This is a genomic window from Nonomuraea maritima (assembly GCF_900100395.1).
In the GTDB taxonomy this organism is placed as follows: domain Bacteria; phylum Actinomycetota; class Actinomycetes; order Streptosporangiales; family Streptosporangiaceae; genus Nonomuraea; species Nonomuraea maritima.
This window is the reverse complement of sequence record NZ_FNFB01000029.1, coordinates 42,597-60,229: the sequence shown is the minus strand read 5'-3', so window position 1 is coordinate 60,229 and position 17,633 is coordinate 42,597. Positions and strand designations below refer to the sequence as shown.

Annotated in this window: 18 protein-coding genes; 13 read left to right on the top strand and 5 right to left on the bottom strand. The window is 70.2% G+C overall.

Annotated features, from left to right (window positions below; all coding sequences use genetic code 11):
- Positions 1–34 precede the first annotated feature (34 nt).
- The 5 genes from BLR04_RS32015 to rfbD all read left to right on the top strand — a co-directional run bounded on the left by BLR04_RS32015 (position 35) and on the right by rfbD (position 4,989).
- Complete coding sequence (locus BLR04_RS32015; protein ID WP_090772342.1) at positions 35–385, top strand: hypothetical protein; 351 nt, start codon at positions 35–37, stop codon at positions 383–385.
- 254 nt (positions 386–639) lie between these two features.
- The gene (locus BLR04_RS32010) at positions 640–2,094 is read left to right on the top strand and encodes a sugar transferase (RefSeq protein ID WP_090772340.1); all 1,455 of its coding nucleotides are present in this window, start codon (positions 640–642) and stop codon (positions 2,092–2,094) included.
- A 2-nt stretch (positions 2,095–2,096) separates the two neighbouring features.
- On the top strand, positions 2,097–3,161 hold the full coding sequence (locus BLR04_RS32005; protein WP_090772339.1) for a glucose-1-phosphate thymidylyltransferase: 1,065 nt from the start codon (positions 2,097–2,099) through the stop codon (positions 3,159–3,161).
- Complete coding sequence (rfbB, locus tag BLR04_RS32000) at positions 3,162–4,100, top strand: dTDP-glucose 4,6-dehydratase (protein ID WP_090772337.1); 939 nt, start codon at positions 3,162–3,164, stop codon at positions 4,098–4,100.
- Between the two features lie 28 nt (positions 4,101–4,128).
- Positions 4,129–4,989: a dTDP-4-dehydrorhamnose reductase gene (gene rfbD, locus BLR04_RS31995; RefSeq protein WP_090772335.1), complete on the top strand. Its 861-nt coding sequence runs from the start codon at positions 4,129–4,131 to the stop codon at positions 4,987–4,989.
- Here rfbD and BLR04_RS31990 read toward each other — a convergent pair.
- A complete protein-coding gene (locus BLR04_RS31990) occupies positions 4,971–5,549 on the bottom strand; it encodes a dTDP-4-dehydrorhamnose 3,5-epimerase family protein (RefSeq protein ID WP_090772333.1) in 579 nt (192 codons plus the stop codon). The genes rfbD and BLR04_RS31990 overlap by 19 nt on opposite strands.
- 53 nt (positions 5,550–5,602) lie before the next feature.
- Between BLR04_RS31990 and BLR04_RS31985 the strand changes: the two genes are divergently transcribed.
- Genes BLR04_RS31985 through BLR04_RS31955 form a run of 7 tightly spaced genes read left to right on the top strand, consistent with a single transcriptional unit; the run spans position 5,603 to position 12,481 of the window.
- On the top strand, positions 5,603–6,502 hold the full coding sequence (locus BLR04_RS31985) for a phytanoyl-CoA dioxygenase family protein (RefSeq protein ID WP_245740761.1): 900 nt from the start codon (positions 5,603–5,605) through the stop codon (positions 6,500–6,502).
- Position 6,503: 1 nt separating this feature from the next.
- A complete protein-coding gene (locus tag BLR04_RS31980; protein ID WP_090772331.1) occupies positions 6,504–7,712 on the top strand; it encodes a class I SAM-dependent methyltransferase in 1,209 nt (402 codons plus the stop codon).
- Positions 7,709–8,482, top strand: a complete 774-nt coding sequence (locus BLR04_RS31975) for a glycosyltransferase family protein (RefSeq protein WP_090772329.1) — start codon at positions 7,709–7,711, stop codon at positions 8,480–8,482. The genes BLR04_RS31980 and BLR04_RS31975 overlap by 4 nt, the downstream gene beginning before the upstream one ends.
- Positions 8,461–9,132: a PIG-L deacetylase family protein gene (locus tag BLR04_RS31970; protein WP_245740759.1), complete on the top strand. Its 672-nt coding sequence runs from the start codon at positions 8,461–8,463 to the stop codon at positions 9,130–9,132. Before BLR04_RS31975 ends, BLR04_RS31970 begins: the two co-directional genes overlap by 22 nt.
- A 3-nt stretch (positions 9,133–9,135) precedes the next feature.
- On the top strand, positions 9,136–10,167 hold the full coding sequence (locus BLR04_RS31965) for an NAD-dependent epimerase/dehydratase family protein (RefSeq protein WP_090772325.1): 1,032 nt from the start codon (positions 9,136–9,138) through the stop codon (positions 10,165–10,167).
- The gene (locus BLR04_RS31960) at positions 10,160–11,044 is read left to right on the top strand and encodes a glycosyltransferase (protein ID WP_090772323.1); all 885 of its coding nucleotides are present in this window, start codon (positions 10,160–10,162) and stop codon (positions 11,042–11,044) included. The genes BLR04_RS31965 and BLR04_RS31960 overlap by 8 nt, the downstream gene beginning before the upstream one ends.
- Positions 11,045–11,056: 12 nt before the next feature.
- Positions 11,057–12,481 (top strand): oligosaccharide flippase family protein, encoded by a 1,425-nt coding sequence (locus tag BLR04_RS31955; RefSeq protein WP_090772321.1) that lies wholly within the window; start codon positions 11,057–11,059, stop codon positions 12,479–12,481.
- On the opposite strand, the gene BLR04_RS31950 is transcribed toward BLR04_RS31955, so the two are convergent.
- The 4 genes from BLR04_RS31950 to BLR04_RS31935 form a co-directional block, all read right to left on the bottom strand.
- A complete protein-coding gene (locus BLR04_RS31950; protein ID WP_143022315.1) occupies positions 12,458–13,477 on the bottom strand; it encodes a hypothetical protein in 1,020 nt (339 codons plus the stop codon). The two genes, BLR04_RS31955 and BLR04_RS31950, sit on opposite strands and share 24 nt — an antisense overlap.
- Positions 13,478–13,499: 22 nt before the next feature.
- Positions 13,500–14,852 carry an O-antigen ligase family protein gene (locus BLR04_RS31945; RefSeq protein WP_090772317.1) on the bottom strand — a complete coding sequence of 451 codons (1,353 nt, stop codon included), beginning with the start codon at positions 14,850–14,852 and terminating at the stop codon, positions 13,500–13,502.
- A 4-nt stretch (positions 14,853–14,856) separates the two neighbouring features.
- Entirely contained in the window at positions 14,857–15,753 is an 897-nt protein-coding gene (locus BLR04_RS31940) for a hypothetical protein (RefSeq protein ID WP_090772315.1), read from the bottom strand.
- 228 nt (positions 15,754–15,981) lie between these two features.
- Positions 15,982–16,530, bottom strand: coding sequence for a dTDP-4-dehydrorhamnose 3,5-epimerase family protein (locus tag BLR04_RS31935; protein WP_090772312.1), 549 nt, complete (start codon positions 16,528–16,530; stop codon positions 15,982–15,984).
- A 26-nt stretch (positions 16,531–16,556) separates the two neighbouring features.
- On the opposite strand from BLR04_RS31935, the gene BLR04_RS31930 reads away from it, so the two are divergent.
- Positions 16,557–17,633, top strand: coding sequence for a class I SAM-dependent methyltransferase (locus tag BLR04_RS31930; RefSeq protein ID WP_090772310.1), 1,077 nt, complete (start codon positions 16,557–16,559; stop codon positions 17,631–17,633).

The following is a 17,633-nucleotide window of genomic DNA, read 5'->3' as shown; positions in this document are numbered from 1 at the left end:
GCGGGTAGGTACGTAAGTCGCGAGAATCGCGGCCATGCACGGCGATCCGATGCCGGACTCCTACGTGTACGTCACGGAAGAGGGCGTCACCCGTCACTACGCGGACGGCAGCGTCGAAGCTCTCGCCTGGGAGGACGTGGTGGAGGTCCGTGTCGTCACCGAAACTGGGGCGGACGTCCTTTTTGTCCTTCTCGACCGTGCCGGCGAAGGCTGTGTCGTGCCGCGTTCGGCCACCGATGCGACTTTCCTCGCCCGTCTGCGCTATCTGCCCGATTTCGACGTGGAACGGCTGCACGTGGCGGCCGGCGCCGAGCGTGACGGCATGGTGGTCGTCTGGCGCAGCCCCGACCCGCCGTCCGCGCTGCCGGATTTCGAATACGACTAATCCCCTCACGAGCCACAATAACGCCGAATAGCGTCTCAAATGCGGCGTTTTTTCGGGTCCCATATACGCTTTTGGACCGTTCCGTCAAGACCATAAGTCGTCCGGTTGTGGACATTTGACGCCATTCCCCATGTTGGAACGGATCTTTAATGTTTATGGGGGGCCGCCCGCCCTTGTTCACGTGGGACATGTGAACTCGAGTGACTCGAGAAATGTCACGGTATCGCGGTGCGCGGAGTTGTCAGGGTGGTGCTATGAGGGTGGGGACCGGGGAGTCCGCTGTTGTGCTCCCCAAGAGTGGCTTACGCCCCGCGTCCAGTATCTGGACACGGGCGTACTTACGACTGCTGTTATGCGGCGACACCGCATGTGTGCTGCTGGCCTGCGTCTGCGTGCTGACGGTGCGGCTCGTCGCCGGGGTGTACATCCCGCTGGAGGAGTACCTGCTCGGGGTGGGCCTGGTCGCGGCCTGGCCGCTCGCGCTCATGACGGGGGGCGCGTACCGGCAGCGCGCCAACGGTGAGGGTTCGGACGAGTTCAAGGCCGTCTTCAACGGCGGTGTCAGTCTCATGGCGGCCGTCGCCATCCTGGCGTACGCCACGCAGACGCCGATCGCGCGGAGCTTCGTGATGGCGATGCTGCCGCTGGCGCTGCTGGCCACGCTGTTCTTCCGCCACCGGATGCGCAAGCACCTGCACCGCAGGCGGGCGGTCGGCGAGTACATGCGCCAGGTGATCGCGGTCGGGCACCGCGAGTCGATCCTCGACCTGGTGATGCAGTTCAGGCGGCAGCCGTACCACGGGATGGAGGTGGTGGGCGCCTGCCTCCCCGAGGACGCGCTGGACGCCGACCTCGACGGGGTGCCGGTACTGGGGTCGTTCGGCGACGTGGTCGGCGTGGTCAGGCGCGAGGGCGCCGACGCCGTGGCCGTGTTGGCCTGCCCAGAACTGGACGGCGCCGCGCTGCGCCGGCTGGCCTGGAGCCTGGAGGCCACGCGGACCGACCTGTTCGTGGCCCCGGCGCTGCTCGACGTGGCGGGGCCGCGCATCAGCATCCGTCCGGTCGCGGGGATGCCGCTGATGCACGTGGAGCATCCCGAGTTCGACGGCATGCGACAGTTCGTGAAGACGGCGTTCGACCGGGTGGTCGCGGGGGCCGCGCTGCTGGGGCTGGCGCTGCCGATGCTGATGATCGCCGCCGTGATCCGGATGACGAGCCCGGGTCCCGCGATGTTCTTCCAGACGCGAGTCGGCAAAAGGGGCAAAGAGTTCCGTGTGGTGAAATTTCGAACCATGGTGGTGGACGCAGAGCAACTCAAGGGAGCCCTCCTCGACGCCAACGATTTCGACGGCGTGCTGTTCAAGATCCGGAACGATCCAAGAATCACCAGAGTCGGCGCTTTCCTCCGTAAATATTCTCTGGACGAGCTGCCCCAGCTGCTCAACGTCCTGCGCGGGGAGATGTCGCTGGTCGGCCCCCGCCCGCCGTTACCGGAAGAGGTCGACCAGTACGGCGGCGACGTCCGCCGCCGCCTCGTGGTCAAACCAGGCATCACCGGTCTGTGGCAGGTCAGCGGCCGCTCCGACCTCACCTGGGAGGAGTCCGTACGCCTCGATCTGCGTTACGTGGAGAACTGGTCGCTCATCCTCGACCTGCAGATCCTGTGGAAGACCTGGTCGGTCGTCACGCGTGGAGAAGGGGCGTACTAGCGGTGAAGGCACTCGTGCTCGCCGGAGGGTCGGGCACACGGCTGCGGCCCATCACGCACACCTCGGCCAAGCAACTCGTCCCGGTGGCGAACAAGCCCGTCCTGTTCTACGGCCTGGAGGCCATCGCCGAGGCCGGCATCACGGACGTCGGCCTCGTGGTCGGCGACACGCACGCCGAGATCGAGGCGGCCGTCGGTGACGGCTCGGCGTTCGGGCTGCGGGTCACGTACCTGCGGCAGGAGGCGCCGCTCGGGCTGGCCCACGGCGTGCTGATCGCCCGCGACTACCTCGGCGACGAGGACTTCGTCATGTACCTGGGCGACAACTTCGTGGTGGGCGGCATCACCGCGCTGGTGGACCGGTTCGCCCGCGAGCGGCCGGCCGCGCAGATCATGCTGACCAAGGTCGCCGACCCGAGCCAGTTCGGCGTGGCCGAACTGGACGCGGAGGGCCGCGTGATCGGGCTCGAGGAGAAGCCCGTCCACCCCAAGAGCGATCTCGCGCTGGTCGGCGTCTACCTGTTCGGCCCGGCCGTGCACGAGGCGGTCGCCCGGCTCAAGCCGTCGCGGCGGGGCGAGCTGGAGATCACCGACGCCATCCAGGAGCTGATCGAGGACGGTCTGCGCGTGGATTCGTCGCAGATCTCCGGGTACTGGAAGGACACCGGCAACGTCACCGACATGCTGGAGGTCAACCGGCTGGTCCTGGAGTCGGTCGAGCCCCGCGTCCACGGGAGCGTCGACGAGGCCAGCGAGCTGGTCGGCCGGGTCGTCGTCGAGGCCGGGGCGGTGGTGGAGCGCTCACGCCTGGTCGGCCCGGCCATCATCGGCGCGGGGGCGCGGATCCTCGACAGCTACGTCGGTCCCTTCACCTCCATCGGCGCCGCCTGCGTCGTCACGGGCAGCGAGATCGAGTACTCGATCGTGCTGCCGAGGGCATCCATCGCCGGGGTCGGCCGGATCGAGTCGTCGCTGATCGGCCACGACGTCGAGGTCACCCCGTCGCCGAACACGCCCAGAGCCCACCGGCTCATCCTGGGCGATCACAGCAAGGTGCAAATCGGTTAAATGACAAGAGTCCTGGTGACGGGGGGCGCGGGATTCATCGGCTCCCATTTCGTCCGGTACCTGCACAACACAGCGCCCGATCTGCGGGTGACCGTGCTCGACAAGCTCACGTACGCGGGCAACCGCGCCAACCTCGAAAGGGTGCCGCACGAGTTCGTGCACGGCGACATCTGCGACGCCGGGCTGCTGGCCGAGGTCGTCCCCGGCCACGACCTGGTGGTCAACTTCGCCGCCGAGTCCCACGTCGACCGCTCGATCGCCGAGGCGGGCGCGTTCATGCGCACGAACGCGCTCGGCACCCAGACGCTGCTGCAGGCGTGCCTGGACGCGGGGGTGCCGAAGGTGGTGCAGGTGTCCACCGACGAGGTGTACGGCTCGATCGACACCGGCTCGTGGGACGAGACCGCGCCGGTGCGCCCGCGCTCGCCGTACTCGGCGTCGAAGGCGGCCGGAGACCTGGTGGCCCGCGCGTACGCGATCACGTACGGGCTCGATGTCTCGATCACCCGGTGCGGCAACAACTACGGGCCCCGGCAGTACCCCGAGAAGGTCATCCCGCTTTTCGTCACGAACCTGCTGCGCGGCAGGAAGGTGCCGCTGTACGGCGACGGCGGCAACGTCCGCGACTGGATCCACGTCGAGGACCACTGCGCGGGCATCCGCCTGGTCGCCGAGCAGGGCGAACCCGGCGAGGTCTACCACATCGCGGGCACGGAGGAGCTGACCAACAGGGAGCTCACCGCCCGCCTGCTGGCGGCCTGCGGCCGCGACTGGGACATGGTCGAGTACGTCGAGGACCGCAAGGGCCACGACCGCCGGTACTCGCTGGACGACTCCAAGCTGCGGGCGCTCGGCTACCGCCCGGAGATCCCGTTCGAGCAGGGGCTCAAGGACACGGTCCGCTGGTACGCCGAGCACCGCGACTGGTGGGAGTCGTGATGGCCGGAGGCTTACGCCGGGAGGCGGCATGAGATGGCTGGTCACGGGCGCCGGGGGCATGTTGGCCGCCGACGTGCTCGACCGGGCGGCGCGCACAGGGCAGCCGGTGCTCGGGCTCGCCCGGTCGGAGCTGGACCTGTGCGACAGGCGCGCGGTGGACGACCTGGTCCGCGCGTACCGGCCGGACGTGGTGGTCAACTGCGCCGCCTGGACCGCCGTGGACGCGGCCGAGGCCCACGAGGAACAGGCGCTGGCGGTCAACGGCCACGCGGTGCGCCGGCTGGCCGAGGCGTGCGCGGTGACCGGGGCGAAGCTCGTGCACGTCTCCACGGACTACGTCTTCGACGGCGCGGCTGCCGAGCCGTACGCGGAGGACGCGCCGACCGGGCCGGTCAACGCGTACGGCAGGACCAAGCTGGAAGGTGAGCGGGCGGCGCTGGAGCACGGGCACTACGTGGTGCGCACCGCGTGGCTGTACGGCGCGCGGGGCGCGAACTTCGTCAGAACCATGGTCAGGCTGGCCGGCGAGCGGGCGACGGTGGACGTGGTGGACGACCAGCACGGCCAGCCGACGTGGGCGGCCGACCTGGCCGACTACCTGGTCCGGCTGGCGGCCTCCGACCTGCCGCCGGGCGTCTACCACGGCACGAGCGCGGGCTCGACGACGTGGTGCGGCTTCGCCAGGGAGATCTTCACCCTGCTCGGCACCGACCAGGAACGCGTACGTCCGGTGCCGTCGTCGGCGTATCCCCGTCCCGCCGCGCGGCCGGTCAGCGGCGTGCTGGCGCACACCCGGTGGACGCCGATCCGGCACTGGCGCTCGGCGCTGCACGCGGCGTGGCCGGTGCTCATGAGGGAACAGGCGGGCTCTCAGTGCAGCGTGGCGTAGAACTCCTCGCACTCCTGGAAGCCGGGCAGCAGCCCGGAGGCCTGCGCCTCCTTGAGCGACGGCGCCCGGGCGTCCTTGTCGGACAGCACGGGCTCGACCCCGGCGGGCCAGGCGATCGCGAGGTCGGGGTCGAGCGGGTGCACGCCGTGCTCACGCCCCGGGTTGTACGGCTCGGAGCACAGGTAGACGACCGTGGCCTGCTCGCTCAGCGCCATGAACGCGTGCCCGAGCCCCTCGGCGATGAGCACGGCGGCGCGGGTCTCGTCATCGAGCGTCACCGCCTCCCACCGGCCGAACGTGGGCGAGCCCACGCGCAGGTCGACGATCACGTCCATGATGCGGCCCGACACGCACATCACGTACTTCGCCTGGCTCGGGGGCACCTGCGCGAAGTGCACGCCGCGCAGCACACCCGCCGCGGAGACCGAGCAGTTGACCTGCGCCACATCGAACCGGCGCGGCAGGTCGGCGCCCCGAAACGCTTCGAGGAAGCTGCCCCGGGGGTCGGTGTGGACGCGTGGAGTGTGCAGCCACGAGCCGCTGATGGAGAGGCGATCCATGATCGCAGCATGCCAGACCCGTACCGTCGCGACCCCGTTCGGGAGGAATTTCGATGATGACCACGGTTTTCTCCGACAGCTCGGTGACCGACGAGCAGCGAAGAGAGCTGCTCTTCCGCGGTGAGGTGTTCGTCTACTCGGCCTCGCCCGCCACGACCGCGCTGATCGGCTTCGCCAGGGAGCTGATCGCCGAGGCGTTCGGCGACCTCGACCCCGAGACCGCACAGCACGTCATGCCGGTCGAGGAGTTCGCGAAGCTGCTCGCCGATCTCAAGCCGCGGTTCATCCACCACCCCCGGTGCAAGGAGCTGCTGCCCGCGGTCGTCGAGGAGCGCGGCTGCGACCTCGGCGAGACGTACTTCGACGTGCCGCGGCTGCGGACCTCGACGTCGAACGACTACCTGGTCTCCGGCATCTCGTACGCCTTCCACCCGCATCGCGACTGCTGGTACTCGGCGCCGTTCAGCCAGGTCAACTGGTGGATCCCGGTCTTCGACGTGGTGCCGGAGAACGTGATGGCCTTCCACCCGCGCTACTTCGACCAGCCGGTGCGCAACGGCAGCAGGACCTACGACTACGCCGAGTGGAACAGGACGAGCCGGCAGAACGCCGCCTCGTACGTGCGTACCGACACGCGCGTGCAGCCGAAGCCGGAGGAGCCGATCGAGCTGGAGCCGCAGGTGCGGGTGGTGCCGGAGGCGGGCGGGACGCTCATGTTCTCGGGGGCGCAGCTGCACTCCACCGTCCCCAACACCTCTGGACGGACGCGGTTCAGCATCGACTTCCGCACCGTGCACATCAGCGACGTCCGTGCCCGCCGCGGCGCGCCGAACGTGGACGCCTCCTGCACCGGCACCACGCTGCGGGATTTCGTGCGCTGTAACGATCTCGCCCCGATGCCCGAAGATCTCGCGCTGGAGTACGAGGCCGAGGCCCTGGCTGGAGTGAGCTGACGTGACCATCTGCCGCCTGTGCGGCTCGCCGGATCTGGCCGGGGTCGTCGACCTGGGCGCGACCCCGCCGTGCGAGCTGTTCCTGACCGCGGATCGGCTCGACGAGCCCGAGCCCACCTACCCGCTGCACCTGCGGGTCTGCTCCCGGTGCTGGCTGGCGCAGCTGCCGCCGCTGATCACGCCGGAGGAGACGTTCACCGAGTACGCCTACTTCTCGTCCTACTCGAACTCCTGGGTGGAGCACGCCCGCGCGTTCGTGGTGGGTGCCGGGCTGCGGCCCGACGCGTTCGTGGTGGAGGTCGCGAGCAACGACGGCTACCTGCTGCAGCACGTCGTCGAGCGGGGTGTGCGCTGCCTCGGCATCGAGCCGTCGGCCAACGTCGGGCGGGCGGCGGCTGCGAAGGGCGTGCCGACGCTCACGGAGTTCCTGTCGCCGGAAGTGGGCGCGCGCGTGCGGGCGGAGCACGGCCCCGCCGACCTGGTGGTGGCCAACAACGTGTACGCGCACATCCCGGACGTCGTCGGCTTCACCAAGGGGCTGCGGGCGCTCGTGGCCGACGACGGGCGCGTCTCGATCGAGGTGCAGCACCTGCTGACCCTGATGGAGCTGAACCAGTACGACACGATCTACCACGAGCACTTCCAGTACTACACGGTCGCCTCGGCGCAGCGCGCGCTGGCGAGCGGCGGGCTGCACCTCGTCGACGTCGAGCTGTTGCCGACGCACGGCGGCTCGATCCGGCTGTGGGCGCAGCCGGAGGAGGCGCCCGTCTCGGCGCGCGTGGTGGAGGTGCTGGCCAGGGAGAAGGCCGCCGGGCTGCACGAGCTCTCCGGGTACCGCGACTTCGCCGCGCGGGTGGCGAAGGTCCGGCGCGACCTGCTGAGGTTCCTCATCGATGCCGCCGACGCGGGCAGGACCGTCGTCGGCTACGGCGCGCCGGGCAAGGGCAACACCCTGCTGAACCACTGCGGGATCAGGCCGGACCTGCTCGCGTACACGGTCGACCGCAACCCGTACAAGCACGGCAGGTTCACGCCGGGCTCGCGGATCCCGATCCACGAGCCGGAGCGGATCGCCGCCGACCGGCCCGACTACGTGCTGGTGCTGCCCTGGAACCTGCGCGAGGAGCTGGTCGAGCAGTTGTCGTACGTCCGTGAGTGGGGTGGCCGGCTGGTCTTCCCGATACCGAGTCTGGAGGTCGTCGCGTGAAGGTCGTGCTCTTCTGCGGCGGACGCGGCACCAGGATGCGCAGCGACGGCGACGGCGGCCTGCCGAAGCCCATGCAGCTCGTGGGTCCACGCCCGCTGCTCTGGCATGTCATGCGGTACTACGCGCACTTCGGGCACAAGGACTTCATCCTGTGCCTGGGGTACGGCGCCCAGCACATCAAGGACTTCTTCCTGACATATCAGGAAACCGCGTCGAATGACTTCGTCCTGCGTGACGGGCGGATCGAGCTGCTGTCCACGGACATCTCCGACTGGTCGGTGTCGCTCATCGACACCGGGCTCGACTCCCCGATCGGCGAGCGCTTACGCCGCGTGCGCCCGTACCTGGAGGGCGAGGAGATGTTCCTCGCCAACTACGCCGACGTCCTCACCGACGCACCCCTGCTCGCCATCATCGACCGCTTCGCCGCCGCCGACGCCGGCGCGTCCATGATGGTCGTCCCGCCCAACAACACCTTCCACGTCGTGGACGTCGGCGAGAGCGGGATCGTGGGCGGCATCGCGCCCGTCAGCGAGATGCCGCTCTGGATCAACGGCGGCTTCTTCGTCCTCCGGCAGGAGATCTTCGACCACATCCCCGAGAACGGCGACCTCGTCGCCGACGGCTGCGCGGAACTCGCCAAACGCGGCCGGCTGATCGCCTACCCGCACCGCGGCTACTGGCGTCCCAGCGACACCGTCAACCAGCGGCTGGAGCTCGACCGCTCCTGGACGCACGGCGAGCGGCCGTGGGCGCTGTGGGAAGCATGATCGGCCTGCGGCCCGGCCGGGTGAACCGGATCGTGGCGCTCGGCGCCCACTGCGACGACATCGCGATCGGCGCGGGCGCCAGCCTGCACGCCCTGTGCGCGGCCCGTCCGGGGCTGCGCGTGGACGCCCTCGTCCTGTCGGGCGGCGGCGGCGACCGGGAGGCGGAGGAACGTCAGGCGCTGGCGGCGTTCTGCCCCGGCGCCGACCTGCGGCTCACCGTCCTCAAGATCCCCGACGGACGGGTGCCCGCGCATTGGGACGAGGTCAAGAACGCCCTGGAGGACCTGCGCGGCCGGGCGCCGGACCCCGACCTCGTCTTCTCCCCCTGGACCGGCGACGCGCACCAGGACCACCGCGGCCTCGCCGAACTGGTGCCCACGGTGTGGCGCGGCCACCTGATCCTCGGCTACGAGATCGTCAAATGGGACGGCGACCTCGGCCGCCCGTCGGTCTACATCCCGCTGCCGGACGGCGTGGCCGAGACGAAGGTCCTGCTGCTGCAGGCCCACTACCCCTCGCAGCGGCACCGCCCCTGGTACGACGCAGAAGCCTTCCTCGGCCTGGCCCGCATCCGCGGCATCGAGTGCGGCGCCCGCTACGCCGAGGCGTTCCACGTGACCAAACTCGCCATCGACCTTGCTGGAGGCTGACCCTTGCGAATCCTTCTGACCGGCCACCAGGGTTATCTCGGCACGGTGATGGCCCCGGCCCTCGCCGACGCCGGACACGACGTCGTCGGGCTCGACTCGGGGCTGTTCGCCGACTGCGTGCTCGGCCCGGAGACGTCCGACCCCAAGGGCCTCGCCGTCGACCTGCGTGACGTGGAGCCGGCGCAGCTCGCCGGCTTCGACGCGGTGATCCACCTGGCTGCGCTGTCCAACGACCCGCTCGGCGCGCTCGCGCCGCAGCTCACCTACGACATCAACCACCACGCCTCCGTACGGCTCGCCCGGCTGGCCCGCGACGCGGGCGTCTCCCGCTTCCTGTACGCCTCGACCTGCTCGGTGTACGGCGCGTCCGGCGGCGACGACCTGGTCGGCGAGGATGCCCCGCTGCGGCCGGTCACCCCCTATGCCGAATCCAAGGTCCGTGTGGAGGAGGACCTGCTGGAGCTGGCAGACTCCGGCTTCAGCCCGGTCTTCCTGCGCAACGCCACCGCCTTCGGTTTCTCGCCCCGGCTGCGTGCCGACATCGTGCTCAACAACCTCGTCGGGCACGCGCTGCTGACCGGTGTGGTGAAGGTGCTCTCCGACGGCACCCCGTGGCGGCCCCTCGTGCACGCGCTCGACATCGCCGCCGCGTTCGCCGCCGTGCTGGCCGCGCCGCGTGAGGCGGTCCACGCCACGGCCTTCAACGTCGGCACCGAACGCAACAACGTACGGGTGGCGCAGATCGCCGAGCACGTCGCGGCCGCGGTGCCCGGCTCACGGTTGCTGGTCACCGGCGAGACCGGCGGCGACCCGCGCTCCTACCGGGTGGACTTCTCCCGGATCAGGGCGGCGCTGCCGGGCTTCGAGTGCTCCTGGAGCGTCGAGGCGGGCGCGGCCGAGCTGGCGGCCGCCTACGCCGTGCACGGCCTGACCATGCACGACTTCGAGCAGCGCTACACGAGGCTGGCCCGCATCGCGGCCCGGCGGGCCGAGGGCAGCGTCGGCGACGACATGAGGCCGGTGGGACATGGCTGAACCGCTGATCGGCATCGGTCTGCCGGTCTACAACGGCGAGCCGTTCCTCACCAGGTCCCTCGACAGCCTCATGGCGCAGAGCGAGACGGACTTCGAGCTGGTCATCGGCGACAACTGCTCCACCGACGGCACCGAGGAGATCTGCCGGGAGCTGGCGCGCAAGGACGAGCGGGTGACCTACCTGCGCCGCGAGCGCAACATCGGCGTCCTCGCCAACCACAACCGCCTCATCCACGAGACGCGGGGCGAGTTCTTCTCCTTCGCCTCCTCCGACGACGAGTACCACCCCGACCGGCTGGCCGAGCTGTCGGCCGCGCTGCGCGCGCAACCTGATGCGGTGCTGGCCTTCTCCGCCGCAGAGGAGATCGACGAGAACGGCGATGTGCTGCGCGTCTGGCGCAACAGCATCAGGACCGACCATCCCTCGCCGGTCGTGCGCATGCGCGCCAAACTCGCTGACCCGGAGGAGAACCTCCAGCTCTACGGCCTCATCCGGCGCTCGGCCATGGAGCGCGTACGTCCTCAGGCGCCCTTCAAGGGCAGCGACCGGGTGACGATCGTCGAGCTGGCCCTCCTCGGGCCGTTCGTGGCGGTGGACGAGCCCCTGCTGCGCCACCGCCAGCACACCCGGCGCATGAGTGAGGTCGTGGACTCGCGCGCCTACCGGCTGCGCGAGCAGGGCACCGAGCGCCGCTTCTACCTGCCCAACGTCGAGGAGGGCGTCTTCCTGCTGCGCGGGGTCGGCCAGGCGCCGCTGAACAGGAGCGAGCGCCTGCGCGGCTACGTCTCGCTGTGGCCGTGGGTTTGGCGCAACACTCTGCCCATGGCGCGTAACGTCGCCCACGTCGGGCTGGATGTCCTAGGCAGGCGGCGTTAAGGACGAGGCGCGATGGCGGCAACGGCAGAACTGGGCGGCAAGTTCAAGCGGGGCCTCGCGTTCAGCCTGATCAACACGGTGCTGTCGAGGCTCGTCACCTTCACCCTGGGCATCGTCCTCGCGCGCATCCTGACGCCGGAGGAGTTCGGCGTCTACGCCACGGCGCTGCTCGTCCAGCTCTTCCTGATGGTGATCAACGACCTCGGGGTGGGCAACGCGCTGATCCGCCGTGAGGGCGAGATCAAGCCGATGATCCCGACCGCGTGGACGATGTCCGTGGGCGGCGGGATGAGCTTCACGGTCGTCGCCTACTTCGTCTCCGGCGCCCTGGCCTGGGCGCTCGGCAGCCCCAACGCCACCGGTGTGCTCCAGCTCATGTCGTTGAACATCCTCATCAACGGCTTCGCCTCCGTGCCCGCCTCCGTGCTGGCCAGGGAGTTCCGCCAGGGCAAACGACTGAAGGCGGACGCCGCCGGGCTGGTGGTGAACGTCTCGCTCACCTTCACCCTCGCGATGACCGGCTTCGGCCCCTGGTCGCTCGCGATCGGGCACGTCACCGCCGGCGTGGTCGTGGACGTGCTGCTGATGGCGCTGTCGGGCTGCTGGCCGCGCTTCGGCTTCGACCGCCGCTACAGCGGCGAGGTGGCGCGCGTCGGGCTGGCCATGGCCGGATCGTCGGTGCTGCTCATCGCCCTGCAGGGCGCCCCGCAGGCGGTCACCGGCCGCTTCCTCGGCGAGGCCGCCATAGGTCTGTTCTTCATCGCCAACAACGTCGCCAACTGGCCGATCCAGATCATCTCGAAGACCCTGGAACGGGTGGCGCTGCCCACCTTCGCCCGCGCCCGCGAGGGCGACGGCGACTTCGGCACGACCGTGGGCACGGTGATCGGCGTGGCGGCCGGCGCGGTGCTCATCTGTGGCACCGGCCTCGCCGTGCTGGCCGAGCCGATCGTGTACGTCGTCTACGGCCATCAGTGGCTCGCCGCGGCGACAATGCTGGCCGGACTCGCGCTGGCCAACGTCGCGAGGATCGTCGCCGAACTGGTCTTCAACCTGCTCGTCGCGGCCAACTCCATGCTGATCTCGGTGCTGCCGCAGCTGGCCTGGTTGCTGGTGCTCGTGCCCGCCTCGGCGGCGGGCGCACACGTGTGGGGCTTCGAAGGCATCGGCTGGGCGCAGGCCGCCGTGGGCTTCGGCTGGGCCGTCCCCGTGCACCTGTGGTGCGCCCACAGGGCCGGCGTACGGCTGGGCGCGCTGCTGCGTGCCCTGGCGCCGTCCGCGTCTGTCGCGGCGGTGCTGGCGGTGGCGCTGTTCGGCCTGCGGGCCGTCGCCCCCGACCCCCTGGTGGCGATGCTGGCCGGCGGCGGGCTCGTCGCCGGCGCACTGTTGCTGGTCTACCGGCAGGTCAGGCGGCTAACTGCCGTCGACGCACGGTAGCTCGGGGCCGAGCCAGGTGACCTGATAGGCGTCGTCGATCTGGACGAGCCGGTTGTCGGCCCAGGTCTCGATGACCGCGCACGAGCTGTCGACCGGGCTGTAGAGCCAGGCGTCCTGGACGACCCGGTTGCCGGTGACGACGTACTTCCACCGCTCGCCGCCCTGGTGCACGCGGATGGTGGAGCTGCCCCCGATGAGCAGGTTGTCGACGACGGTGGCCTCGGGCGAGCCGTCGGAGATGAACACCGGCGCGGTGACCCCCGAGGCGGGCACCTTGCGCTGGTCGAAGGTGTTGTGGCGGATGACGACGTCGCGGCCGGCCTCGTGGGCCTGGAAGCCGTCGGAGTGCCACTCGTCCTCGCCGCACAGCAGCGCGAAGGAGTCCTGGATGAGCACGTTGTCGCCGCCCGCGCCGAACGCGTCGCCGTGGCCGACGACCTTCACCCGGGTGGCGGTGAACTCCGACTCGCTGACGCCCGTCCCCGCGTCGCACCTGTCGTCCCGGCCCACCGTCGAGTCGGTGATGGTGAACGAGCCGTCCCCGCGGGGGCCGTTGCGGCTGTTGTCGACCCAGCCCTCGATCCAGCTGTCGCGGATCTCCACACCCTGGCCCTCGACGGACAGGTTGCCCGTGATGTGCAGGCCGTCGATCACCTGGCCGTCCTCGTCGGCGACGAGGTCGCCCTCGTGTTTCTGCAACTGCTTGCCGGGCGGCACGCCGGTGCACTCGGGTGTCGGGTATGCCGGTGGCGGGGGACAGGCCCGCTCGCTGGACGGCGTCGCCTCACTGCCGGGGGAAGGAACGCCCGGCGAAGGGGATGAGCTGACGGCGGGGGAGAGACTGGTGCGCGGCGGCGAACCTTCCGAACGGTCGGAGCTGTTCACGACGGCCGTGCCCGTGCTCAGCAGGGCCACGCCCGCGCTCAGCACGGCCACGGCCACGGCCAGGCGTAGGACCACGCTGGAGCGCGGGCGCCGATCGCTGGGTGAAGGCATGAGTGATCCGTCCCTTGAGGGGTCAGGTTTCGATTCTCACTGACGATCCCTCGTCACGCGCGGGGACAGCCGGATCGCGCTGGTGCCGGAGCAGGGCGCCGCACGCGCCCACCGTGAGGAAGACCAGACCGGTGATCATCGCGTACGCGAGCATGTCGAAGGTGATCGCCGCGACCGTCGGCACCGCCAGGCAGGCGACCAGCGTCATCGCGAGGTCGCGCAGTTCAGGGTCGTCGGTGAGCGAACGCACCCGCAGGGCCGCGTAGACGCCCGACAGGAAGACCGCCACCAGCGCGACCAGCCCGACGATCCCGTTGTCCAGCAAGGTCATCAGGTACTGGTTGTCCAGCCAGCCGTACTTCAGCGGCAGGTTGGTGCCCACGCCGTGGCCCAGCCAGGGATAGCGCTCGATACGCAGCGAGGTCGGCGCGTAGTCGACCAGGCGGCCCTTGATGCTGTTGTCCTGACCGAAGTTGGAGAACAGCGCGATCAGGGTGCCGACCAGACCGGGCACCAGGATGCGCATGACGACCAGGAACACGCCCGCGGCGACGGCCATCCTCACCCGCACGCGCCACGACCACGAGTAGAACAGCACCAGCCCGGCCACCGCCGCGCCCAGGATGGCCGAGCGCGACAGTGAGAACATGATGCCGCCGCTGATCACGACGAAGCAGAGCCACCACACCCACTGCCTGGGCTCCTTGCGGCGGTTGGCGCGGAAGGCGAAGTAGAGGGCGAGCGGCACGGTGAAGGCGCACATCACGCCGTACTCGATGGGGTGGCCCGCCGTTCCGGACGGCCGGCGGAACATGGATCGCTCCAGGATGGTCTCCTCGGTGGAGACCGAGCGCAGCCCCGGCAGGGTCAGCAGGTCGGTGAGGTCGTAGCCGAGGCGCGACTGCAGGATGCCGACGAACGACATGAACGCCGCGCCCACCACCATGTACCTGAGCACCCGCTCCACACCCTGGCGGGTGCGCAGCCCGTCCACCGCCGCAAGGCCCACGGCGATGACCGAGACGAGCGTGATGAGCGTGCGGTCGGTGGCCTTCAGCTCGTCGGCCGGCAGGCCGGAGTAGGTGGCCGCGCCGTAGGTCAGCAGCTGCGTGACGGCGTAACAGAACAGGGCGGTGCGGACGATGTTGCGCCCCTTGGCGGCGCCGAGCGTGTCGACCTGCTGGGCACAGAACCAGATGACGCCGATGCCGAGGCCGAAGAGCATCGTCGGCGCGAGGTCGAGCGGGATGCCGCGCAGCACGAGCTTGGCCGGCAGCACGCACAGCATCAGCGCGTACACGCACAGCAGCACCGTCGCGTCCTTGACGCGGCGCTCGGCGTCCGGCGGGGCCGGTGGGAGAACCGTCGTAGCCACGGCTTCAGTCGGTCACGCGGGGGATGTTCGTCAGGGTGTCGTCGTCGGCCGAGCCGGGCAGCTCCCTCGTCGGCACGACGGGAAAGGTGCCGTTGAAGTGTGTGATCTTCTCCTGTGTCTTCGGCTTCTCCCGCGGCTCGTCGTCCCGCTGCTCGCCGGGCTCGCGCGGGGGCTGCTCGGCGGGTCCCGGCCCGGCCGCGGTCGGTACTTCCCGCGCGGTCGGCTCTTCCTGAGCGGGCGGCTCTTCCCGCGCGGGCGGCGGTTCCTGGCGGGTCGTGGCCAGGGACTTCGCCGCCTGGCGGCGGCGCCGGTGGTTGAGGTAGCTCTCGGTGCCGTAGACGGCCAGCAGACAGGCGGCCAGCCCGACGCCCAGCGCGGCGCCGGCCGCGCGCAGCTTGAGGTTGCTCTGCCCGATCGGCGTCGTGGGCTCGATGATCGGGGTCATCACGATGTACGTGGCGGGGATCGAGGGGGCGAGCGCCCGCTGGTGCCGCAGCAGGTCGATCCGGGCGCGGCGGATGGCCCTCTCGACCATCTGCCTGGCGCGCTGCGGCGAGGGGCTGGTCGCCTTGACGGCGATGAAGGGGCCCTCCATCTCACCGTTGGAGACCGACATGCTGTCGTCGGAGTCGGGGTCGACGAGGGTCTCGGCCACCTCGGGCGTGTTCAACGTCTGGATCAGGAACGTCGACGTGATCTTCAGGCCCTCGTCGAACGCGAGCAGTGGGTTGGCGTACGCGTTGTCGGCCGGGTCGGTGGCCACCTGGGAACCGCCCGTCGGAACGGTCAGGATCACCAGGCCTTCGGAGTCGTAGTACGTCGGGTACGTCGCGAAGATCGTCACCGTGACGCCTAAGGAGGCCAGGAACATGGGCACGGTGATGTACCACCGCCGCACCATGACTTGCAGGGTCTTCCAGAAATCCACGACATTAACCCCTCACCAACATGCCCCGGCGCCCGGCAATTCTCGCCCAGTACCGATCAAGAAACAAGACCGGAAAGCATCACCAGCCTGCCCCGAATTTCGGCGACTGGGATGTCCGAAAGCGGACAGGTCATTTCTGTAACGAGCACTGGAACGTGCCCGATATTGGTGCGGATCAGTGCGTCATGAGGGGGGCAATTGTCAGACCTCCAGCTGCTCCCGCAGCTCGTTCCAGCTTCCGGCGCGGATGTCGCGAGCGCTGAGCGTGGTGACGGGAAGCGGCCAGGCAATGGCCAGTCCGGGGTCGTCGAACCTGACCGACAGATCCTCGGCGGGATCGTGTTCGCGGTTGATCCGATAACACGTGTCAGCCTCGTCGGTCAGCACCTGGAAACCGTGCAGAAAACCCGGCGGAACGTAAAGACAGGCGAAGCTGACGTCGTCCAGCAGGTACGCGGCCGAGCGGCCGAACGTCGGCGAACCAGGGCGGGCGTCCACGATCACGTCGTGCACCGCGCCGCGCGCGCACCGTACCAGCTTGCCCTCGCCCAGCCCGCCACGGCCGTGCAGCCCGCGGACGGTCCCGAGCGTGGACCGCGACTGGCTGTCCTGGACGAAGGAGTGGGGGTCGAGGCCCGCGGCGGCGGCCACGGACGCGTCGAAGGTGCGGGTGAAGAAGCCGCGCTCGTCACGGTGGGGGGTGGGCACGAACAGCAGCACGCCGTCCAGTTCGCCACGTCTGATCTCCATGAGCGCATGATGCCCAAGGAGACGCCGTGATCCAATGCCGGTTCTGCCGTTCGTCCTCCGGGCGCGTCGTCCTCGACCTCGGGCCGCAGCCCGCCTGCGACCTGTTCCCACCGGCCGCCCACCCCGGACCTGACCCGGTGCACCCGCTGCGCATGTGGGCGTGCGCCGCCTGTGGGCTGGCCCAGCTGGCCGAGGACCCGGCGGGCGCGGAGGAGCCGCGCGGCGCCGAACCGGCAGCCCTGGTCCAGCAGGCTCGCGACGCGGTCGCCCGGGTACGGCTGGCCGGCTGGCTGGACGGCGCGCGCACGGTCGCCGAGTTCGGCAGCCCGCACGGCGGCTCCTGGCTGGACCTGGTGGAGCTCACCCCCGTGAACCACCGGACGGACGGCCCGGGGGACGGCCCGGGGGACGGCAGGGCCGATGTGGTCATCGACTGTTTCGGGCTGATGCACGAGCCCGACCAGGCCGCCGGCCTGGCCGCGCGCGCCGAGCGGCTGGCCGCGGGCGGCGTGCTGCTCCTGCAGTTCCACACCCTCGCCGCGATCCTGCGCGACGGTCAGTGGAACGCTCTGCGGCACGGCCACCATGCCTACTACTCCACCCCCGTGCTGACAGCCATGCTGCGGCAGGCCGGGCTGGTGGCGCGCAGCGCCTTCCGCTTCGACCTGTACGGCGGGACCGTGCTGCTGGCCGCCACCCGCGGCGGCGAGCCGGACGAGTCGGTCACCTCCCTGATCGAGGAGGAGCTGGCGGCGGGCGTCACCGACCCGGCGACGCTGGAGCGCCTCGGCGAGGACGCCACGCGCGGCGCCGAGAAGCTGCGCGCCCTGCTCGCCGAGCGCAGTGGCGCGATCATCGGGTACGGCGCCGCCTCCCGCGCCGTCGCGCTGCTGTGCCGCGCGGGCGTCGACGCCGGCCTGCTGCCCGCCGTGGTCGACGCCTCTGCGGCCAAGCAGGGCCGCCGTATGCCGGGGACGGACATCCCGATCGTCGGCCCGGAGCGCCTCGCCGGGGCGGGGCAGGTGCTGCTGTTCCTGCCCGACCTGCTTCCGGAGGTCCGCGCGAGCCATCCGGGCGTGGCCGGCTGGATCGTGGCTCCGTGA